Genomic DNA, 19,122 nt, shown 5'->3' with positions numbered 1-19,122 from the left:
GAGCCGCGCGCGGCAATCATGCGCGCGCGGCATTCGCTATGTCGTTCGTCGCTCAGGCGGCCAGCACTTCCTTCGCCGCCTTCTTCGCACCGATCTCGCCCAGCGCGCGCTTGTATTCGTGCGGGAACACCTTCACGAACTGACGGCGCGCCGCGTCCCAGTTTTCCAGCAGCGACTTCGCGCGCGGCGAACCCGTGAACTGGAAATGACGCTCGACGAGCCCCTTGAGCAGCGCTTCGTCCGTCGTGCCCGCGTGCCAGAGTGCGCGGTCGACCGTGCGCTCCTGCTCGGCCTGCTGCAGCACCGGCTCGAGCGCGACCATCGACTTGTTGCACTTCGCCGCGAACGTGCCTTCCGGATCGTAGATGTACGCGAGGCCGCCCGACATGCCGGCCGCGAAGTTGCGCCCCGTCTCGCCGAGCACGACGACCGTGCCGCCCGTCATGTATTCGCAGCCGTGGTCGCCCGTGCCTTCGACGACCGCCGTCGCGCCCGAGTTGCGCACGCAGAAGCGCTCGCCCGCCACGCCGCGGAAGAAGGCTTCGCCTTCGATCGCGCCGTACATCACCGTATTGCCGCAGATGATGTTTTCCTCGGACTTGCCGCGGAAGTCGTTGGTCGGTCGGATGATGATCCGGCCGCCCGACAGGCCCTTGCCGACGTAGTCGTTGCCGTCGCCGACGAGGTCGAGCGTCACGCCCTTCGCGAGGAACGCGCCGAAGCTCTGGCCGGCCGTGCCCTTCAGCTGGATGTGCACCGCGTCGTCGGCCAGGCCGTCATGGCCGTGCTTCTTCGCGATCACGCCGGACAGCATCGCGCCGACCGTGCGGTTCACGTTGCGCACCGGCTGGATGAACGACACATGCTCGCCGTTCTCGATCGCGGCCTTCGCCTTCTCGATCAGCACGTGGTCGAGCGCGCGCTCGAGGCCGTGATCCTGCACGTCGACGTGACGCGGCGCGACGTCCTCGCACTCTTCCGGCTGGTAGAACACGCGCGAGAAGTCGAGGCCCTTCGCCTTCCAGTGCTCGATGCCCTTGCGCGTATCGAGCAGGTCGGCGCGGCCGATCAGGTCGTCGAACTTCGCGATGCCGAGCTGCGCCATAATCTCGCGCACTTCCTCGGCGACGAAGAAGAAGTAGTTCACGACGTGCTCGGGCTGGCCCTTGAACTTCGCACGCAGCACCGGATCCTGCGTCGCGACGCCGACCGGGCACGTGTTCAGGTGGCACTTGCGCATCATGATGCAGCCTTCGACGACGAGCGGCGCCGTCGCGAAGCCGAATTCGTCCGCGCCGAGCAGCGCGCCGATCACGACGTCGCGGCCCGTCTTCATCTGGCCGTCGGCCTGCACGCGGATGCGGCCGCGCAGGCGGTTCAGCACCAGCGTCTGCTGCGTTTCGGCGAGGCCGAGTTCCCACGGCGTGCCGGCGTGCTTGACCGACGACAGCGGCGATGCGCCCGTGCCGCCGTCATGGCCGGCGATCACGACGTGATCGGCCTTCGCCTTCGCGACACCGGCCGCGACCGTGCCGACGCCCACTTCCGACACCAGCTTCACCGAGATGCTCGAGCTCGGGTTCACGTTCTTCAGGTCGTGGATCAGCTGCGCCAGATCCTCGATCGAGTAGATGTCGTGGTGCGGCGGCGGCGAGATCAGGCCGACACCCGGCACCGAGTAACGCAGCTTGCCGATGTATTCGGACACCTTGTGGCCCGGCAGCTGGCCGCCTTCGCCCGGCTTCGCGCCCTGCGCCATCTTGATCTGGATCTGGTCGGCCGACGCGAGGTACTCGGCGGTGACGCCGAAGCGGCCCGACGCGACCTGCTTGATCTTCGAGCGCAGCGAATCGCCGTCCTTCAGCGGAATGTCGCTGACGATCTCGTCGCCGATCACCGACTTCAGCGTCTCGCCCGACTTGATCGGAATGCCGCGCAGTTCGTTGCGGTAGCGCTTCTCGTCCTCGCCGCCTTCGCCGGTGTTCGACTTGCCGCCGATCCGGTTCATCGCGATCGCGAGCGTCGCGTGCGCTTCGGTGCTGATCGAACCGAGCGACATCGCGCCGGTCGCGAAGCGCTTGACGATGTCCTTCGCCGGCTCGACGTTTTCGATCGGGATCGCCTTGGTCGGCTCGACCTTGAACTCGAACAGGCCGCGGAACGTCATGTGACGCTTGGTCTGGTCGTTGATCAGGTGCGCGTATTCCTTGTACGTCTGGTACGAGTTGCTGCGCGTCGCGTGCTGGAGCTTCGCGATCGAATCCGGCGTCCACATGTGGTCTTCGCCGCGCACGCGGTACGCGTACTCGCCGCCCGCGTCGAGCATGTCGCGCAGGACCGGGCTGTCGCCGAACGCGTCGCGGTGCAGGCGGATCGCTTCTTCCGCGACTTCGAACAGGCCGATGCCGCCGACCTTCGATGCCGTGCCCTTGAAGTACTTCTCGACGAGGTCGCTCGACAGGCCGAGCGCTTCGAAGATCTGCGCGCCCGTGTACGACATGTACGTCGAGATGCCCATCTTCGACATCACCTTCTGCAGGCCCTTGCCGACCGCCTTCGTGAAGTTGTAGACGGCCTTTTCCGGCGACAGGTCGCCCGGCAGGCCTTCGGCCATCTTCGCGAGCGTTTCCATCGCGAGGTACGGGTGCACGGCTTCCGCGCCGTAGCCCGCGAGCAGCGCGAAGTGGTGCGTCTCACGTGCGGAGCCCGTCTCGACGACGAGGCCCGTGCTCGTGCGCAGCCCTTGCTGGACGAGGTGCGTGTGGATCGCCGACGTGGCGAGCAGCGCCGGAATCGCAACATGCTCGGCGTCCGTCTTGCGGTCCGACACGATCAGCATGTTGTAGCCCGACCTCACCGCGTCGACGGCTTCCGCGCACAGCGACGCGAGGCGCGCCTCGATGCCTTCCTTGCCCCAGGCCACCGGATAGCAGATGTTCAGCTCGTATGCGCTGAACTTGCCGCCCGTGTACTGGTCGATCGCGCGGATCTTCGCGATGTCCTTGAAGTCGAGCACCGGCTGCGACACTTCGAGACGCATCGGCGGGTTGATGTTGTTCGTGTCGAGCAGGTTCGGCTTCGGGCCGATGAACGACACGAGCGACATGACCATGTTCTCGCGGATCGGGTCGATCGGCGGGTTCGTGACCTGCGCGAAGAGCTGCTTGAAGTAGTGATAGAGCGTCTTGTTCTTGTTCGACATCACCGCGAGCGGCGAGTCGTTGCCCATCGAGCCGACGGCCTCTTCACCCTGCTGCGCCATCGGCGCCATCAGGAACTTGAGGTCTTCCTGCGTATAACCGAACGCCTGCTGGCGGTCGAGCAGCGCGGCGCCCTGCGTGCGGCCGGCCGCGACGTCCTCGGCCTTCGGCTCGATCTCGTCGAGCTTGATGCGCACGGCGTCGATCCAGCTCTTGTACGGCTTCGCGTTCGCGAGGTTGTCCTTCAGTTCCTTGTCGTCGATGATGCGGCCGTGTTCCATGTCGATCAGGAACATCTTGCCCGGCTGCAGGCGCCACTTCTTGACGATCTTCGATTCGGGGATCGGCAGCGTGCCGGCTTCCGACGCCATGATGACGAGGTCGTCGTCCGTGACGATGTAGCGCGCCGGGCGCAGGCCGTTGCGGTCGAGCGTCGCGCCGATCTGGCGGCCGTCCGTGAACGCGATCGCGGCGGGACCGTCCCACGGCTCCATCATCGCGGCGTGGTATTCGTAGAACGCGCGGCGGTTCTCGTCCATCAGCGTGTGCTGTTCCCACGCTTCCGGGATCATCATCATCACCGCGTGCACGAGCGGATAGCCCGCCATCACGAGCAGTTCGAGACAGTTGTCGAACGAAGCCGTATCCGACTGGCCCGGATAGATCAGCGGCCAGAGCTTCGGCAGGTCGTCGCCGAGCACGTGCGACGCGATCGCGCCGGTACGCGCGTTCAGCCAGTTCACGTTGCCCTTCACGGTGTTGATCTCGCCGTTGTGCGCGATCATCCGGTACGGGTGAGCCAGCTCCCACGCCGGGAACGTGTTGGTCGAGAAGCGCTGGTGCACGAGCGCGAGCGCCGACACGACGCGCGAGTCCTGCAGGTCGCGGTAGTACACGCCGACCTGGCCAGCCAGCAGCAGCCCCTTGTAGACGACCGTGCGCGCCGACATCGACGGCACGAAGTATTCCTTGCCGTGCTTGAGCTTCAGCGCCTGGATACGGTGGCTGGCGGTCTTGCGGATCACGTAGAGCTTCCGCTCGAGCGCGTCCGTCACCATGATGTCCTTGCCGCGGCCGATGAAGATCTGGCGGATCAGCGGCTCGCTCGCCTTGACCGTCGGCGAGATCGGCATCGCGTGGTCGACCGGCACGTCGCGCCATCCAAGCACGACCTGACCCTCTGCCCGAACCGTCCGCTCGAGTTCCTGCTCGCATGCGAGACGCGACGCGTTCTCCTTCGGCAGGAAGATCATCCCGACCCCATATTCACCGGCCGGCGGCAGCGTCACGTCCTGCTTCGACATTTCCTCGCGATAGAACGCGTCCGGAATCTGGATCAGGATGCCGGCGCCGTCGCCCATCAGCGGATCGGCACCGACCGCGCCGCGGTGATCGAGGTTCTCGAGGATCTTCAGACCCTGCTGAATGATCTCGTGGCTCTTCTTGCCCTTGATGTGAGCGACGAAACCGACGCCGCAGGCGTCGTGTTCGTTTTGCGGGTCGTACAGACCTTGTGCGGCGGGCACCGCGGCGAGCGGCTGCTGGTGGTCGTTCATGGGGACACCGTCGTAAAGGGGCCTCGAGGGCCGTTGAACCATTTTGTGTTGCCGTCGATCCCGCTCCCGACGGGAGACGGCACGGCCGACAGTGGTTGGGCGAGCTTCACCCGGGCCACCGGAATTCGGAATATACGCGACGAATCAAAGGAATAGCAACAAAAACCGCTTGATCGAACCCCAATTAAACGCATGCTCCGATCTGGTGCCGTTTTATTGGGGCCGTATCGTGTTGGTGCAAAAAGAAGCGGCGCCCGCGGCGCCGCCTCGTGATCCGCCTTTCCCGCGTTACTGCTGGATCGGCGGGGTGTTTTCACGCACCTTTCTGGGGCGTCCGCGCGGCAGCGGCGATACGCGGCGGTTCGCGGTACGCGCCGCCCATTCGCGGTAGTTCTCGCCGCCGAGCACCCAGCCCTTCAGCGTCGCCTGCTGCAGCTGATCGGCCTGCCGCTCGTCGAGCGGCTGCTCGCACAGCTCCTTGTACGCGCGCTGACGGTCGAACGGCGTGTTGCCGAGCGCCCAATAGAGCGGATGGTCGGTGATCAGGCTGTCGACGGTGAGCCCGACGTGATGCCGGTAGCTCGACCACCGATAGGCCTCCGGCGTCGCGACCAGCTGCGAGCGCACCGGGCTCATCTCGACCACGCGGCTCGCGAGGAGGAAATACCGCTCGCCTTCGATCACGGTCGCGCGATAGCGGCCTTCCCACAAGGTGCCGCGACGCGAATAACGTCGGTTGAAATGCGCGACGTAGCGGCGGCCGACCGCCTGCATCGCCTTCGGCAGGCTCGCCTCGTCGCTGGGCGTCACGAGGAGCTGCACCTGGCGCGGAAGCAGCACGTAGGCATGCACCGAGAGGTGATGATCGCGTGCCGCGGCCTTCAGGCAATCGATGAAGAGTTCGTAGTCCTGGTCGTCGACGAACGCAGGTTGCTGATCCAGGCCGCGCAGTATCACGTGCTGCGGCTGGTCGGGAACGTAGAGTCGTGCTAACCGTGCCATGCTGAATGTCCGTTTGAACGCGTTAGGAAATACCCGAAGGTCCGAAATTGCGCACCTGCGTAGAATGCCTGTCCCGGCGGGGCGCTGAAACGTACGGTCGTACTAATCTTAGGGTGAAAACTCTAACTTACGAGCTTGTTTGGTTTTAAACGCAGTCGTCATAATGAGCACGCCTTAGATCGGAGGAGACACAATGAAACGAAAACTGGCCTTTACGGGGGCTGCAGCGCTCGCATTCACGTTTGCGGGCGGTACGGCACACGCACAATCCGCAGGTGATTTCTACGTCAGCACCGGCTGGTTCCACCTTGCGCCGCAGGACAGCAGCGACCCGCTGTTCGTCTACGGCGTTGGCGGCACGCCCATCAACCAATCGATTCCCAACACCGGCGCCGGCATCAGCGACGCCGATACGCTTGGGCTCGCAACGGGTTACTTCGTCACCGACCATATCTCCACCGAGCTCGTTATGGGGATACCGCCGAAGTTCGACATCACCGGCAAGGGTCAGTTCGAAAGATTCGGCGTACTCGGCCGTGCGTACCAGTGGAGCCCCGCCGTATTGCTTCGCTACCACTTCAACGACGCCAACGCGAAATTCCGCCCGTATGTCGGCATCGGCGCAACGTACATCTGGTTCACCGGCGCGAAGATCACGAACAGCAGCTTCGAGAACGGCGTGCTCGGCGGCCCGACCAGCGCCACGACCAGCAACCAGTGGGCGCCCGTCTTCAACGCCGGCTTCACGTACAACTTCACGAAACACTGGTTCGCGGGCCTGTCGCTCTCGTACATCCCCGTCAGCGTGACCGCGACCTTCACGACGGCTCGCCGGACGCCGGTCGGCACCCTGACGGAAACGTCGAAGGCCCACATCTCGCTGAACCCGATCGTCACGTACCTGAACGTCGGCTACCGTTTCTAAGCGTAGTCGAATATTTGGGGAATGGTTAATCCTGCTGCAATTTGTAGCGGATTTTTCGTGACGTAACGTCTCCTCGATGCAAAACGCCCCGGCGGAAATCCCGCCGGGGCGTCGTTTTTTTGTCTCAGGGTCTTCCCGCATCCACCATTGCGCGGGACGGGTCGCTACGCAATGTCGTCCAGTGCATCGGGGCCGATCAGGTCGATCCGGTCCGTGCAGACCGCATCGACGCCCCAGCGCACGAGTTCGCGCGCCCGGGCAAGGTCGTTGACCGTGTAGACCAGGATGCGCAGCCCGGCCGCCTTGATCGCGCGCACGAGCGGTTCGTCGAGTTCCTTGTGGTTTGCATGCAACGATACGCAGCCGAGCGCGCCGACGACCTGCGCGTGCCAGTCGTCCGGCACCGCCTCGTACAGCATCCCGCGCGGCAGCGCCGGGGCGCTCGCGCGCGCCTGTTGCAGCGCGTCGAACGAGAACGACGACAGCAGCGGCGGTACGGCCGCGCCGTGCCAGTATGCGGCCGCATCGACGGCCACCCGCTGCCCCGTGTCGCGCTCGCGGCCCGGGCACGGCTTGATCTCGACGTTCGCCGCCATCCCGTGCGCGATGCAGCGCGCCGCCGCCGCCTCGAGCGTCGGCATCCGCTCGCCCGCGAACCGCGCGTCGAACCAGGCGCCGGCGTCGAGCGCGGCCAGCGCTGCATAGCGCATGCCCGCCGCCGGCCCGCTGCCGTTCGACGTGCGGTCGACCGTGTCGTCGTGCAGCAGGAAACTCACGTCGTCGGCGGACAGCTTCGCGTCGAACTCGACCATCCGGTGACCGCGCCGCGCGCCTTCGTCGAACGCGGCGAGCGTGTTCTCCGGCGCGAGCGTGCCGCCGCCGCGATGGGCGACGACGCGCGGATAGGGCCAGTCGGTACGGGAAGTCATCGTGCGCCTCGCAGCAGGTCCGTCAGGGTCAGCCGGCACGCTTGCCGGTCTCGGGATCGAAGAAATGCAGCCGGTGCGCGGGCAGCGCGGCGCCCAGCGCCGTGCCGCGCGCGGGACGATCCGCGTGCGGCAGCCGCACCGCGACGTCGTGGTTGCCCCAGCGGCCGTGCGCGAGGTTGTCCGCACCGAGCAGCTCGCACGAGTCGACCGGCAGCGAGGCCTGCGCGACGCCCGGCTGCGGCGTCATGTGCTCCGGCCGCACGCCGAGCACCCAGTCGCGCCCGGTGGCGATCGTGGTGCCGATGCCGGGCGCGCTGGCGACCGGCAGCGCCGGACCGCCGCCCGCGACCGTAAACGTCGCGCCATCCTCCGACAGCCGGCCGTGCATCAGGTTCATCGCCGGCGAGCCGATGAAGCCCGCGACGAACACCGTCGCCGGTTTCTCGTACACGTCGACCGGCGCGCCGATCTGCTCCGCATAGCCACGGTTCATCACGATCACGCGCTGCGCGAGCGTCATCGCCTCGATCTGGTCGTGCGTCACGTACACGCTCGTCGTCGCGAGCCGCGCATGCAGCCGCTGGATCTCGAGCCGCATCTGCACGCGCAGCTTCGCGTCGAGGTTCGACAGCGGCTCGTCGAACAGAAACACCGACGGCTCGCGCACGATCGCACGCCCCATCGCGACACGCTGCCGCTGGCCGCCCGACAGTTCGCGCGGCCGCCGCGCGAGCAGCGGCTCGAGTTCGAGGATCTTCGCGGCCGCGGCCACCCGCGAGTCGATCGTCGCGCGCTCGATGCCGCGGATCTTCAGCCCGTACCCCATGTTCTGCGCGACCGTCATGTGCGGATACAGCGCATAGTTCTGGAACACCATCGCGATGTCGCGATCCTTCGGCTCCAGCGCGTTGACGACGCGATCGCCGATCGCGATCTCGCCGTCCGTCACCGTCTCGAGCCCCGCGATCATCCGCAGCAGCGTCGACTTGCCGCAGCCCGACGGGCCGACCAGCACGATGAATTCGCCGTCGGCGATCTCCACGTCGATGCCGTGCAGCACGTGCTGCTTGCCGTCGTAGGATTTCCTGACGCCCTTCAAGCTCAGCGCAGCCATACTTGGTCCTTCTCCCGGTTGCCGTCCGTGGTTCATTTCTCGGAATCGACGAGGCCGCGCACGAACCAGCGCTGCATCGCCAGCACGACGACGAGCGGCGGAATCATCGCCAGCAGCGTCGCCGCCATTACGTATTGCCATTCGGTCGCGGCGTCACCGCTCGCGATCATCGTCTTGATGCCCACCACCGCCGTCGACAGCGACGCCTCGGTCGTGATCAGGATCGGCCACAGATACTGGTTCCAGCCGTAGATGAACGTGATCACGAACAGCGCCGCGATGCTCGTCTTCGACAGCGGCAGCACGACGTCCCGGAAAAAGCGCAGCGGCCCCGCACCGTCGATGCGCGCGGCGTCCATCAGCTCGTCGGGCAGCGTCATGAAAAACTGGCGGAACAGGAACGTCGCGGTCGCCGATGCGATCAGCGGCAGCGAGAGCCCGGCGTAGGTGTTCGTCAGGTTCAGCGTCGACACGACCTGCACGGTCGGGAATATCCGCACCTCGACCGGCAGCATCAGCGTGATGAAGATCAGCCAGAACGCCGTGTTGCGGAAGGGGAAGCGGAAATAGACGATCGCATACGCGGACAGGATCGACACCGCGATCTTGCCGACCGCGATGCCGAGCGCCATCACGAAGCTGTTGACGAGCAGCCGGCCGAACGGCGCCGTCGTGCCGCCGCTGCCGTGCCCCCAGATGTAGGCGATGTTCTCCAGCAGGTGCGTGCTCGGCACCAGCGACAGCGGGATCGTGAACACTTCCTGCGCGTTCATGGTCGCCGCGCAGAACGCGACATACACCGGGAACACGATCAGCACGACGCCCGCGATCAGCACCGCGTGGCAGAACAGGTCGAAGCCCTTGCGATTTTCGATCATGCGTATTGCACCCTGCGTTCGACGAAACGGAACTGGATCACCGTCAGGCCGACGACGACGATCATCAGCACGACCGACTGCGCGCCCGAGCTGCCGATGTCGAGGCCCTGGAAGCCCTCCGTGAAGATCTTGTAGATCAGCGTCTTGGTGCTTTGCGCGGGGCCGCCCGCGGTGGCCGCGTCGATCACCGGGAACGTGTCGAAGAACGCGTAGACGAGGTTCACGACCAGCAGGAAGAAGCTCGTGGGCGACAGCAGCGGCAGCACGATGTGGAAGAAGCGCCGCACCGGCCCGGCACCGTCGATCGCCGCCGCCTCGATCAGCGAGCGCGGGATCGCCTGCAACCCCGCGTAGAAGAACAGGAAGTTGTAGCTCACCTGCTTCCACACCGACGCGAGCACGACGAGGAACATCGCCTGGCCGCCGTTCAGCGCGTGATTCCACACGATGCCACCCTTCGCGAGCGCATAGGTGACGAGCCCGATGCTCGGGTTGAACAGGAACGCCCACAGCACGGCCGCGATCGTCGGCGCGACCGCGTACGGCCAGATCAGCAGCGTGCGATACACGCGCGCGCCGCGGATCACGCGGTCGGCGCAGGCGGCGAGCAACAGCGACACGACGAGCCCGCTGACCGTGACGAGCGAGCTGAACACCAGCGTCGTGCGGAACGAGTCGAGGTACAGCGGATCGGCGAACAGGCGTGCGAAGTTCGCGAAGCCGACGAATTCGCTCGACGTGCCGAACGCGTCCTGCATCTGCGTGGACTGCCACAGCGCGACGCCAGCCGGCCACAGAAAGAATACGGCGGTGATCGCGAGTTGCGGCGCGATCAGCAGGTACGGCAGCAGGCTCGCGCCGAAACGGGAACGGGATTGCATCGCGGGCATCCGGTCAGGCGAAACGGGAAAGGAACCGCGCCGCCGGCCGCGCGCGTCGCATATGCGACGCGGCGACCGGCGACACGCACGCGATGCGGGATCAGCCGCCCGACTTCTCGAAGCGGCGCAGCAGTTCGTCGCCGCGCGAAGCCGCCGAGTCGAGCGCGTCCTTCGGCGACTTCTTCTGCGCCCAGACCTGCTCCAGTTCCTCGTCGACGACCGTGCGGATCTGCGGCATGTTGCCGAGGCGCAGCCCCTTCGTGTAAGGCAGCGGCGGCTTGTTCATCATCTGCTTGATCGCGGTTTCCGCGCTCGGGTTCTTCGCATAGAAGCCCTGCTGGCGCGTGAGGTCGTACGCAGCCGTCGTGACCGGCAGGTAGCCCGTTTCCTGGTGCCACTTGGCGGCGATCGGCGGCGAGGCCAGGAACGCGAGGAATTTCGCGACGCCCTTGTAGGTCGCCGGATCCTTGCCGGCCAGCACCCACAGGCTCGCGCCGCCGATGATCGCGTTCTGCGGCGCACCCTTCACGTTCGCGTCGTACGGCATCATGCCGGTGCCGTAGCTGAACTTCGCGAATTTCTGCACGTTCGCGAGCGCGCCCGACGACGTCGTCAGGATCCCGCAGTCGCCGCTGTAGAACTTCGCGGACGCTTCGTCCTTGCGGCCCGCATACGTGAACGTGCCGTCCTTCTGCATCTGCTGCAGGAACGCGATGTGCGCGATCTGCTGCGGCTTGTTGAATTCGAGCGCCGCGTCGGTGCCGTCGAAGCCGTTGTTGCGGCTCGCGAACGGCAGCGCATGCCACGCGCTGTAGTTCTCGAGCTGGATCCAGCCTTGCCAGCCGGTCGTGAAGCCGCACGCCATCCCGGACTTGCGCAGCTTCTCCGCGTCGGCCTGCACGTCGGCCCACGTCTTCGGCGGCTGGTTCGGATCGAGCCCGGCCTTCTTGAACGCATCCTTGTTGTAGTACAGCACCGGCGTCGAGCTGTTGAACGGCATCGACACGAGATGGCCCGTCCTCGCGTCGCTGTAGTAGCTCGCGATGGTCGGCACGAACGCCTTTTCGTCGAGCGGCACGCCGGCCTGCTTGAACATGTCGTAGACGGGCACGACGGCCTTCTTCGCCTGCATCATCGTCGCGGTGCCGACTTCATAGACCTGGAGGATCGCCGGCGCGTTGCCGCTGCGATAGGCGGCGATGCCCGCCGCGAGTGCCTGGTCGTAGGTGCCCTTGAAGACCGGCACGATCTTGTAGTCGCCCTGCGATGCATTGAACTGCGCGGCGAGCTCGTTCACGCGCTCGCCGAGCGCCGACTCCATCGCATGCCAGAACTGGATCTCCGTCACGGCGAACGCCGCATGCTGCATACCGAACATGAGCGCGCCGCCCAGCGCGATCGAGCGAACCACGGTCCCCGCAGGCTTCTTCTTCATCGACCTCTCTCCTATGAAAACGTTACCAACAGCGTGTGCAACATTCCCGTCGCCATTGAACCGGCGAAGTCTAGTGATCGTTTGTGACAGTCAGTTGTCGTTGATGACGAACAGGCGCTGATATTCCTTCAGCGCGAAGCGGTCGGTCATGCCGGCGATGTAGTGCGCGACGAGGCGCGGCTGCTGCGCTTCGTCGTCCGACTGGTACGGCGGCGGCAGCAGGCGCGGATCGTCGATGAACGCGTCGAACAGCCCGGTGACGACGCGCTGCGCCTTGTTCGCCATGCGCATCACCTTGTAGTGGCGATACAGGTTCTTGAACAGGAAGCGCTTGAGGGCCGCCGCCTGCGCGGCGATCGCCTCGCTGTGCGCGACGAGCTGCGGCGCGGCGCGCACGTCGTCGAGCGACGCGGGCGCGACACGCGCGAGATTGCGCGTGGTCTCGTCGATCAGGTCGACGATCAGCGTGTTGATGATGCGGCGCACCGTCTCGTGGACGAGGCGGCGGCCTTCCAGATGCGGGAATTCGGTGAGCGCGGCGTCGTAGTGGCGCTGCCACAGCTCGACTTCGGCGAGCTGCTCGATCGTGATCAGGCCGGAGCGCAGGCCGTCGTCGACGTCGTGGTTGTTGTACGCGATTTCGTCCGCGATGTTCGCGAGCTGCGCTTCCAGCGACGGCTGGCGCCCTTGCAGGAAGCGCTCGCCGAGCGCGCCGAGCTTGCGCGCGTTCTCGCGCGAGCAGTGCTTGAGGATGCCTTCGCGCGTCTCGAAGCACAGGTTCAGGCCGTTGAACGCGCCGTAATGCTCCTCGAGTTCATCGACCACGGCCAGGCTCTGCAGGTTGTGCTCGAAGCCGCCGTGCTCGCGCATGCACGCGTTCAGCGCGTCCTGGCCGGCGTGGCCGAACGGCGTATGACCGAGATCGTGCGCGAGCGAGATCGCTTCGACGAGATCCTCGTTGAGCCGCAGGTTGCGCGCGACCGAACGCGCGATCTGCGCGACTTCGAGGCTGTGCGTGAGGCGGGTGCGGAACAGGTCGCCTTCGTGATTGACGAAGACCTGCGTCTTGTATTCGAGCCGGCGGAACGCGGTCGAATGAACGATACGGTCGCGGTCGCGCTGGAATTCGGTGCGCGCCGCCGGCGGTGTTTCCTGATGGCGGCGGCCGCGCGACTGCGACGCGTGGGCGGCATACGGAGCGAGATGGGCTTCCAGCGCCGCCAGCGTCGGCGGCTCGGCCGGCGCCGCGACGGATGCGCGGCCGGCTTTGGACGGTTTGCTGCTGGATGTCTCGCTCACGTCTCCTCCATGTCAGGGGCGCCGGGGCATCCGGGGCGCCGTTACCGGGTCGTCTGCGCCAGGGTGGCGAACACGGCTTCGTCGGGCGCCTGGGTGATCAGCGTATCGCCGAATCGCTTCAGCAGGATGAACTTGATCGCGCCGGCTTCGGCTTTTTTGTCGACGCGCATCAGCTCCATGTAGCGCGCATCGCCGAGTGCCGGCCCGCGGACCGGCAGGTGCGCGGCGGCGATCACCGCATCGAGCCGCTGCCGCGACGCTTCGTCGAGGAGGCCGAGCCGCACCGACAGGTCGCCCGCCATCACCATCCCGCAGCCGACCGCTTCGCCGTGCAGCCACTCGCCGTAGCCGAGCCCGGCCTCGATCGCATGGCCGAACGTATGGCCGAAATTCAGGATCGCGCGCAGCCCGCCTTCGCGTTCATCGGCCGCGACCACGCTCGCCTTGATCTCGCACGAGCGCTTCACCGCATGCGCGAGCGCGGCCGGCTCGCGGCGGTTAAGCGCATCGACGTTCGCCTCGATCCAGTCGAAGAATGCCGCATCGGCGATCGCGCCCGTCTTGATGACCTCGGCCACGCCGGCCGCCAGTTCGCGATCGGGCAGCGTGGTCAGCGCGCCGATATCGGCGATCACGGCCTGCGGCTGGTAGAACGCGCCGATCATGTTCTTGCCGAGCGGGTGGTTGATGCCCGTCTTGCCGCCGACCGACGAATCGACCTGCGACAGCAGCGTCGTCGGCACCTGGATGAACGGCACGCCGCGCATGTAGCACGCGGCGGCGAAACCGGTCATGTCGCCGATCACGCCGCCGCCGAGTGCGACGAGTGTCGTCTTGCGGTCGGCGCGCTCGGTCAGCAGGCCGTCGAAGATCAGGTTCAGCGTTTCCCAGTTCTTGTAGGCCTCGCCGTCCGGCAGCACGACCGTCGAGACGCGCTTGCCGAGCGGCGCGAGCGCCGCGCGCAGCGCATCGCCGTAGAGCGGATCGACCGTCGTGTTCGTGACGATCGTGATCGACGAACCGGTGATGTGAGGAGCGAACAGCTCGGTGCGGCCGATCAGGCCGGCACCAATGTGAATCGGGTAGGCGCGGTCGCCCAGATCGACGTTGACGGTAATCATGCTTGTAGCGGCTTGGCGACGACGCCTGCCAGTTCGAGTTGCATCAGCACCATGTTGACGAGGCCGTTGACCGACGGACGGCCGGTCTCGATGATGAAGTCCGCGCATTCGCGGTAAAGCGGATCGCGTACTTCGTAGAGCGCTTCGAGACGCGCCTTCGGATCGTCGGTCTGCAACAGCGGGCGGTTCTTGTCCTTGCGCGTGCGCAGCCACAGATCGTGCGGATTGGCGCGCAGATAGATGACGATGCCGCTGCCTTTCAGGCAATCGCGATTTTCAGGGCGCAGCACCGCGCCGCCGCCCGTCGCGAGCACGATGTTCTCGCGCTGCGTCAGATCGGCGATCACCTGCGATTCGCGGTCGCGAAACCCGGCCTCGCCCTCCATCTCGAAGATCACCGGAATGCGCGCACCCGTGCGGGCCTCGATTTCGTGGTCGGAGTCGAAGAACGTCCTGTCGAGCCGGCGCGCGACCGCACGGCCCACGGTGGTCTTACCCGCTCCCATAAGGCCGACGAAAAATACGTTTGCGTGTGGGTCCCGCGCTTGCAACGGCTTCCTCTGCTTGAATCTTGCTGGTGTGTGGCGCAGCTTACTGGCAAAGCGGCTGCCTTGTCGAGCCTGCACCACCGGCTTCCGGCCCCGCTTTTCCCGCATCCGCGTCGCCCGCGCCGGCCGTTTCGCAACGCGCGCCGACGACCGTCGGCGTGATGAAGACGACCAATTCGTTACGCTGGTCGCGCCGCGCACGGTGCCGGAAAAGCGCGCCCAGAACCGGTATTTTGCCCAAGAGCGGCACCCGCGTCACATCGTCCCGGTTCAACTGCTCGTAAATCCCGCCGATGGCGACCGTTCCGCCGTCCTCGACCTCGACACGCGTCTGGACGTGCTTCGTATGAATCGCCGGGCCGGCGGCCGTCGGCTCGCCGATGCTGTCCTTCGTCACGTCCAGGTCGAGCACCACGCGCCCGTCGGGCGTGATCTGCGGCTCGACCTCGAGCTTCAGCGTCGCTCGGCGGAACTGCACGCCGCTCACGCCGTTGCCGACTTTCGCCTGGTACGGCAGCTCCGAGCCCTGTTCGACGATCGCCTTCACGCGATCGGCCGTCACCACGCGCGGACTGGAAACGATCTGGCCCCGGCCCTGCGCCTCGAGCGCGCTCAATTCGACGTCGAGCACGCGGCTGAGCGGCGCTGCGAACAACGTGAAGCCGGCCGTCGCCGCCTCGAAGCCGCCGAGCGGTCGCGCGGCCAGGTCGAGCGCGTTGCGCGTGTCCGTCGCGGGCGCCGCCCCCTCGGCTGCGGGAGCCCGCCCTTGGGCGCGCAGCGCGACGCGAGCCCCGAGGTTGCGCGAGAACCCCTGTTCGCCCTCGACGATGCGCGCCTCGATCCTGACCTGCCGCGACGGCCGGTCGATCGCGTCGATCAGGCCCGCGATCTGCTCGATGCGTGGCGCCAGGTCGGTGACGAACAACAAGTTCATGCGCGGATCGGCCGCCGCGGCGCCGCGTTTCGACAGCAGGCGCTGGCCGGTCGCCCCCGCCAGCAACCGCTGCACGTCCTGCGCACGTGGGTAATGCAGCGCGAAGGTTCGGCTCGCGAGCGGCTCCAGCTCGGCCGCACGTGCGTGCGTTTCGAAGCGCTCGCGCTCCCGCGCGGCGAGTTCGGCCGCCGGAGTGACCCAGATCACGTTGCCGCGCCGGGACATCGCCAGCCCGTGCGTGTCGAGCAACGTATCGAACGCATCGCGCCAGCGGACATTGTTCAGACGTAATGTCACGGTACCGCGCACCTGCTCGCCGACGATGATGTTCAGCCCGGTGAATCGCGCGAGCGCGTCGAATGCGGCCGCGAGCCCGGCGCCCTGCAGATTCAGCGAGATTCGACGCGCGTCGTCCGCATCGCCGGGGTGCCGCGCCGCGGCGTCGCTCATGCGCACCGGCGGAGGCAATGGAATCGGCGGCCCTTCCAGCTGGGGCACCGGTGCCGCAGTGTCCGCCCGAAGTACCGCGCGCGCCGCTTGGTCGAACGGCTGCGGACCATCGTGCGCGGGCGCGTCACCGCCCACGCCGTCCGCGCCATCAGGCGCGCCCTGCGGCAGCGGCGTCTCCTCGGCGTACGCCCGTATCGATCCGATCGGCCAGCCGGCCGGCGGCAAAGGCGGTAGAGCCGCATCCACGGTGGCCACGCTCGATCCAGCCCAGAATGCGATCACGCACCATCCGTACTTCGTCATGAGCGGTCTCCGTCGTCCACGACGAACCGGCGTGCGCCATCGGCCGTCGCGACCGTCACGGCACCGGCATCGACGCTCACCACACGCGACACCCCGAACGCCTCGCCCGGCGCGACGGTCGCGAATGCGCCATCGCCGGCGTCGAACAGCGCGAGCCCGGTGCGTCCGTCGCGAATGGTGCCGGCCAGGCGCGGCGGCGTATCGTCGGCTACCGTCGGCGAACCGGCGTCGCCGAATGGATCGTCGCTCGGCGCACCGGCAAGCACCGCCTCCGCGCCGTCCGGAACGCGGGCCCCCGACAGCGCCGGAAACACGTCGATCGTCATGTCCACCCGCGACGCGGGCGGGTTCCTCTCGATATGCAGCCCCGACGGCACCACCAGCGCGGGGAAACTCGCCAACCCGCCCATCAGGCGCAGCAGTGCCGGAAAACCGCCGTCCGCGACGATCCGTAACGTGCGCCGGCCATCCGGCGCTGCATCGTCAGTGCGCCGCGGTTCGATCGACACAACCCGCAGTCCGCTTCCTCGGACCAGGTCAGCCAGCTCCAGCATCAGCGCGGGCCACCCTGGCGCAGGCGGCGAGCTGGCATCGCGCCCGGCAGGCGTGCCAATATCGCGCCGCGGCGCGGCGGCCGCGAGCAGCCGTTGTGCGTCGGCGGCCCGTATCTGCGCCTTTGCCAGCAACGCGCGACTGCGTGCGAGTCCGCTTCCATCGACGGCACTCATCAGATGAATGCCACCCACCATCACGACCGCGAATGCCAGCGCGCAACCAACGGCGTGCACTGCGGCAGGCGACATCCGCGTCACGCGGCCGAACGACTCGACACCGTCAGGCATGGACCGATGCACGATGGCCGTCATGCTCCGCCTCCCGTTGCCTTCTGTCGCGGCGGCGCGTCGTGCCAGCGCACCTGGACGGAAAAACGGAACGGCGCGGCCGAACCCGGGCCCGGCGTGGCCGACGCCGGTGTCAACGCACCGATGTCGAATCGCCAGTCGCGCTGCTCGGCCGCGATCCGTGCGAGCCACCGCGCGGCCGTCCGGTAACTCGTCGCGCGCGCGTCGAGCTCGGCACCGGACGATGTCGTATGCAATGCGTCGAGCCGAACGGTGTCGTCGCGCACCAGCGCCAGCGTCGCGAGCAGTCCGGCAACGCGCCGGTAAGGCCCGGCAAGGACGACTGCCCGCGCATCGCGTTGCGCGAGATCGGCTGCCGCGCCGGCGGTGCGCCGTGCGGCATCGACCTGCGGCTGCAATTGCCGCAACCGCGCCTCCACGCGCGTGCGCTCGGCATCCACGCGCCATCGCCACGCTGTCGCCGCCCCTGTCCAGACACAGGCCCCGAGTGCGCCGAGCACGATCGCCGCCCCGCATTGCGTGGCGCGGCGCCGCCGCAGCGCCTGCGCCAGCCGCTCACGGTACGGCAGCAAATTGAAGCCGCCGAGCGCGGCATGGCTGGCGGCAGCGCGCCCGAACCCCATATCGGCCATCATTCCCACACCCCGCGCAGCGCCAGCCCGATCGCGAGGGCAAACGCCGGACCGCCCGGCGCGCCGGCGGGCTCGCGCGGCAGCCCGTCCCATCCGGAGCAGTCGAACGGCACCACGGCCACCCCGAGCGCATCGCCGATATCGGCCGCCGACGTGCCCCAGCGGCCGATGCAGCGCTCGTCGCCGGCCACGAGCACGCAGCGCACCGGCTCGAATACGCACTGGCGCAATGCGTCAGGCAACGCCGCCTGCACGTCGCCGGACAACGCGAGCACCGGCGCGGCGATCGTGCCGTCAATCCGCCAGCCGCGCACGCCCGTGTCGCCGAACCAGAATGCGGCATAAGGGCCGTGTGCGTCAGGCTCGAACTGCGCGGCATAGCGCAACGCGCGCAGTGCGGCAGCTGACTCGCCGTCGACGGCCGTCAGATCGATGCCGGCCTGCGCGGCCACGTCGATCCGCCGCTCGAGCAACGCCTGCGGCGCCACGGCGACCGCAATCTCGCCCGGGCACGCATCGTCGTCCTGCCGCCAGTCGAACGCGAGGTTGTCCGGTGCCAGCCCCGAGATCCGTTCGGCCGCCTGCCGGGCGGCGTCCGCGATGTCGTCGCGTCCGGCCAGATCAAGCGTCGCGGTCTGCATCTCGTCATCGCGCAGCGCCATCACGCCGCGTGCGTCGCAGCACACACCCGCCGCCGACAGCCGCGACACGGCCGCCGCCAACGCACGTGCCACCGCAGCCCAGCGCGCGTCCTCCGGCCCACCCGCCAGTCCGACCGGCTCCCGCTCGAGTCCTTCGACCCGAACATCCGCAGCCCGGCCGCGCCGGCTCAGCACGGCCACCCTCACCTCGTCCGCCCCGACGTCGATGCCCGTCGAACGGTGCCTGCCCGGCGCGAACCGCGCCGCCCATCGTCCTGCCATTCCAGCCTCCCGCGATCGTTGCGGCCCACGCCGCGTTTCCGATGCCTGATTCTGCAAAGCGCCGCGCACGCCCGACAGTCGGCCGGACGGCCAGTCGTGACACAAGCGGCCGCGCGGACGCCATACTGG

15 protein-coding genes are annotated in these 19,122 nt (G+C 67.3%); 1 reads left to right on the top strand and 14 read right to left on the bottom strand.

All coding sequences use genetic code 11. The features are described 5' to 3' along the window. Nucleotides 1-52: 52 nt before the first annotated feature. Entirely contained in the window at nt 53-4,756 is a 4,704-nt protein-coding gene (locus tag WS66_RS14355; RefSeq protein WP_059599798.1) for a glutamate synthase-related protein, read from the bottom strand. Nucleotides 4,757-5,044: 288 nt separating this feature from the next. Next, nucleotides 5,045-5,758, bottom strand: a complete 714-nt coding sequence (locus WS66_RS14345; protein ID WP_027783329.1) for a transposase — start codon at nt 5,756-5,758, stop codon at nt 5,045-5,047. A 193-nt stretch (nt 5,759-5,951) separates the two neighbouring features. On the opposite strand from WS66_RS14345, the gene WS66_RS14340 reads away from it, so the two are divergent. Further along, nucleotides 5,952-6,683 (top strand): OmpW/AlkL family protein, encoded by a 732-nt coding sequence (locus tag WS66_RS14340; protein ID WP_059599797.1) that lies wholly within the window; start codon nt 5,952-5,954, stop codon nt 6,681-6,683. A gap of 164 nt (nt 6,684-6,847) precedes the next feature. On the opposite strand, the gene ugpQ is transcribed toward WS66_RS14340, so the two are convergent. The 12 genes from ugpQ to WS66_RS14280 form a co-directional block, all read right to left on the bottom strand. Next, complete coding sequence (ugpQ, locus tag WS66_RS14335) at nt 6,848-7,612, bottom strand: glycerophosphodiester phosphodiesterase (RefSeq protein ID WP_059599796.1); 765 nt, start codon at nt 7,610-7,612, stop codon at nt 6,848-6,850. A 28-nt stretch (nt 7,613-7,640) separates the two neighbouring features. After that, nucleotides 7,641-8,726: a sn-glycerol-3-phosphate import ATP-binding protein UgpC gene (locus WS66_RS14330; RefSeq protein ID WP_059599795.1), complete on the bottom strand. Its 1,086-nt coding sequence runs from the start codon at nt 8,724-8,726 to the stop codon at nt 7,641-7,643. A gap of 32 nt (nt 8,727-8,758) precedes the next feature. Then, nucleotides 8,759-9,604, bottom strand: a complete 846-nt coding sequence (gene ugpE / locus WS66_RS14325) for a sn-glycerol-3-phosphate ABC transporter permease UgpE (protein WP_059599794.1) — start codon at nt 9,602-9,604, stop codon at nt 8,759-8,761. After that, nucleotides 9,601-10,485: a sn-glycerol-3-phosphate ABC transporter permease UgpA gene (ugpA, locus tag WS66_RS14320; RefSeq protein ID WP_059599892.1), complete on the bottom strand. Its 885-nt coding sequence runs from the start codon at nt 10,483-10,485 to the stop codon at nt 9,601-9,603. Before ugpA ends, ugpE begins: the two co-directional genes overlap by 4 nt. 100 nt (nt 10,486-10,585) lie before the next feature. Continuing rightward, on the bottom strand, nt 10,586-11,920 hold the full coding sequence (ugpB, locus tag WS66_RS14315; RefSeq protein WP_059599793.1) for a sn-glycerol-3-phosphate ABC transporter substrate-binding protein UgpB: 1,335 nt from the start codon (nt 11,918-11,920) through the stop codon (nt 10,586-10,588). A 90-nt stretch (nt 11,921-12,010) separates the two neighbouring features. Continuing rightward, nucleotides 12,011-13,219, bottom strand: coding sequence for a deoxyguanosinetriphosphate triphosphohydrolase (locus WS66_RS14310; RefSeq protein WP_059599792.1), 1,209 nt, complete (start codon nt 13,217-13,219; stop codon nt 12,011-12,013). 41 nt (nt 13,220-13,260) lie between these two features. Further along, the gene (gene aroB, locus WS66_RS14305) at nt 13,261-14,340 is read right to left on the bottom strand and encodes a 3-dehydroquinate synthase (RefSeq protein ID WP_059599791.1); all 1,080 of its coding nucleotides are present in this window, start codon (nt 14,338-14,340) and stop codon (nt 13,261-13,263) included. Further along, the gene (locus WS66_RS14300) at nt 14,337-14,891 is read right to left on the bottom strand and encodes a shikimate kinase (protein ID WP_082728862.1); all 555 of its coding nucleotides are present in this window, start codon (nt 14,889-14,891) and stop codon (nt 14,337-14,339) included. Before WS66_RS14300 ends, aroB begins: the two co-directional genes overlap by 4 nt. 40 nt (nt 14,892-14,931) lie before the next feature. After that, complete coding sequence (locus tag WS66_RS14295; RefSeq protein WP_059599789.1) at nt 14,932-16,575, bottom strand: type IV pilus secretin PilQ; 1,644 nt, start codon at nt 16,573-16,575, stop codon at nt 14,932-14,934. Beyond that, nucleotides 16,572-17,441, bottom strand: a complete 870-nt coding sequence (locus tag WS66_RS14290) for a hypothetical protein (RefSeq protein WP_059599788.1) — start codon at nt 17,439-17,441, stop codon at nt 16,572-16,574. Before WS66_RS14290 ends, WS66_RS14295 begins: the two co-directional genes overlap by 4 nt. Next, on the bottom strand, nt 17,438-18,073 hold the full coding sequence (locus WS66_RS14285; RefSeq protein ID WP_179955271.1) for a fimbrial protein: 636 nt from the start codon (nt 18,071-18,073) through the stop codon (nt 17,438-17,440). Before WS66_RS14285 ends, WS66_RS14290 begins: the two co-directional genes overlap by 4 nt. Continuing rightward, a complete protein-coding gene (locus WS66_RS14280; protein WP_059599787.1) occupies nt 18,070-18,993 on the bottom strand; it encodes a hypothetical protein in 924 nt (307 codons plus the stop codon). Before WS66_RS14280 ends, WS66_RS14285 begins: the two co-directional genes overlap by 4 nt. Nucleotides 18,994-19,122: the final 129 nt, after the last annotated feature.

Source organism: Burkholderia sp. LA-2-3-30-S1-D2, assembly GCF_001523915.2.
GTDB classification, from domain to species: Bacteria; Pseudomonadota; Gammaproteobacteria; order Burkholderiales; family Burkholderiaceae; genus Burkholderia; species Burkholderia diffusa.
The sequence above is the reverse complement of the archived record's forward strand: the minus strand, read 5'-3'. Positions and strand labels throughout refer to the sequence as shown.

Bases quoted from the DNA above. Each gene is read 5' to 3' on its own strand.
- WS66_RS14355 (WP_059599798.1), bottom strand. From the start codon at position 4,756: ATGAACGACCACCAGCAGCCGCTCGCCGCGGTGCCCGCCGCACAAGGT.
- WS66_RS14345 (WP_027783329.1), bottom strand. From the start codon at position 5,758: ATGGCACGGTTAGCACGACTCTACGTTCCCGACCAGCCGCAGCACGTG.
- WS66_RS14340 (WP_059599797.1), top strand. From the start codon at position 5,952: ATGAAACGAAAACTGGCCTTTACGGGGGCTGCAGCGCTCGCATTCACG.
- ugpQ (WP_059599796.1), bottom strand. From the start codon at position 7,612: ATGACTTCCCGTACCGACTGGCCCTATCCGCGCGTCGTCGCCCATCGC.
- WS66_RS14330 (WP_059599795.1), bottom strand. From the start codon at position 8,726: ATGGCTGCGCTGAGCTTGAAGGGCGTCAGGAAATCCTACGACGGCAAG.
- ugpE (WP_059599794.1), bottom strand. From the start codon at position 9,604: ATGATCGAAAATCGCAAGGGCTTCGACCTGTTCTGCCACGCGGTGCTG.
- ugpA (WP_059599892.1), bottom strand. From the start codon at position 10,485: ATGCAATCCCGTTCCCGTTTCGGCGCGAGCCTGCTGCCGTACCTGCTG.
- ugpB (WP_059599793.1), bottom strand. From the start codon at position 11,920: ATGAAGAAGAAGCCTGCGGGGACCGTGGTTCGCTCGATCGCGCTGGGC.
- aroB (WP_059599791.1), bottom strand. From the start codon at position 14,340: ATGATTACCGTCAACGTCGATCTGGGCGACCGCGCCTACCCGATTCAC.
- WS66_RS14295 (WP_059599789.1), bottom strand. From the start codon at position 16,575: ATGACGAAGTACGGATGGTGCGTGATCGCATTCTGGGCTGGATCGAGC.
- WS66_RS14290 (WP_059599788.1), bottom strand. From the start codon at position 17,441: ATGACGGCCATCGTGCATCGGTCCATGCCTGACGGTGTCGAGTCGTTC.
- WS66_RS14285 (WP_179955271.1), bottom strand. From the start codon at position 18,073: ATGATGGCCGATATGGGGTTCGGGCGCGCTGCCGCCAGCCATGCCGCG.
- WS66_RS14280 (WP_059599787.1), bottom strand. From the start codon at position 18,993: ATGGCAGGACGATGGGCGGCGCGGTTCGCGCCGGGCAGGCACCGTTCG.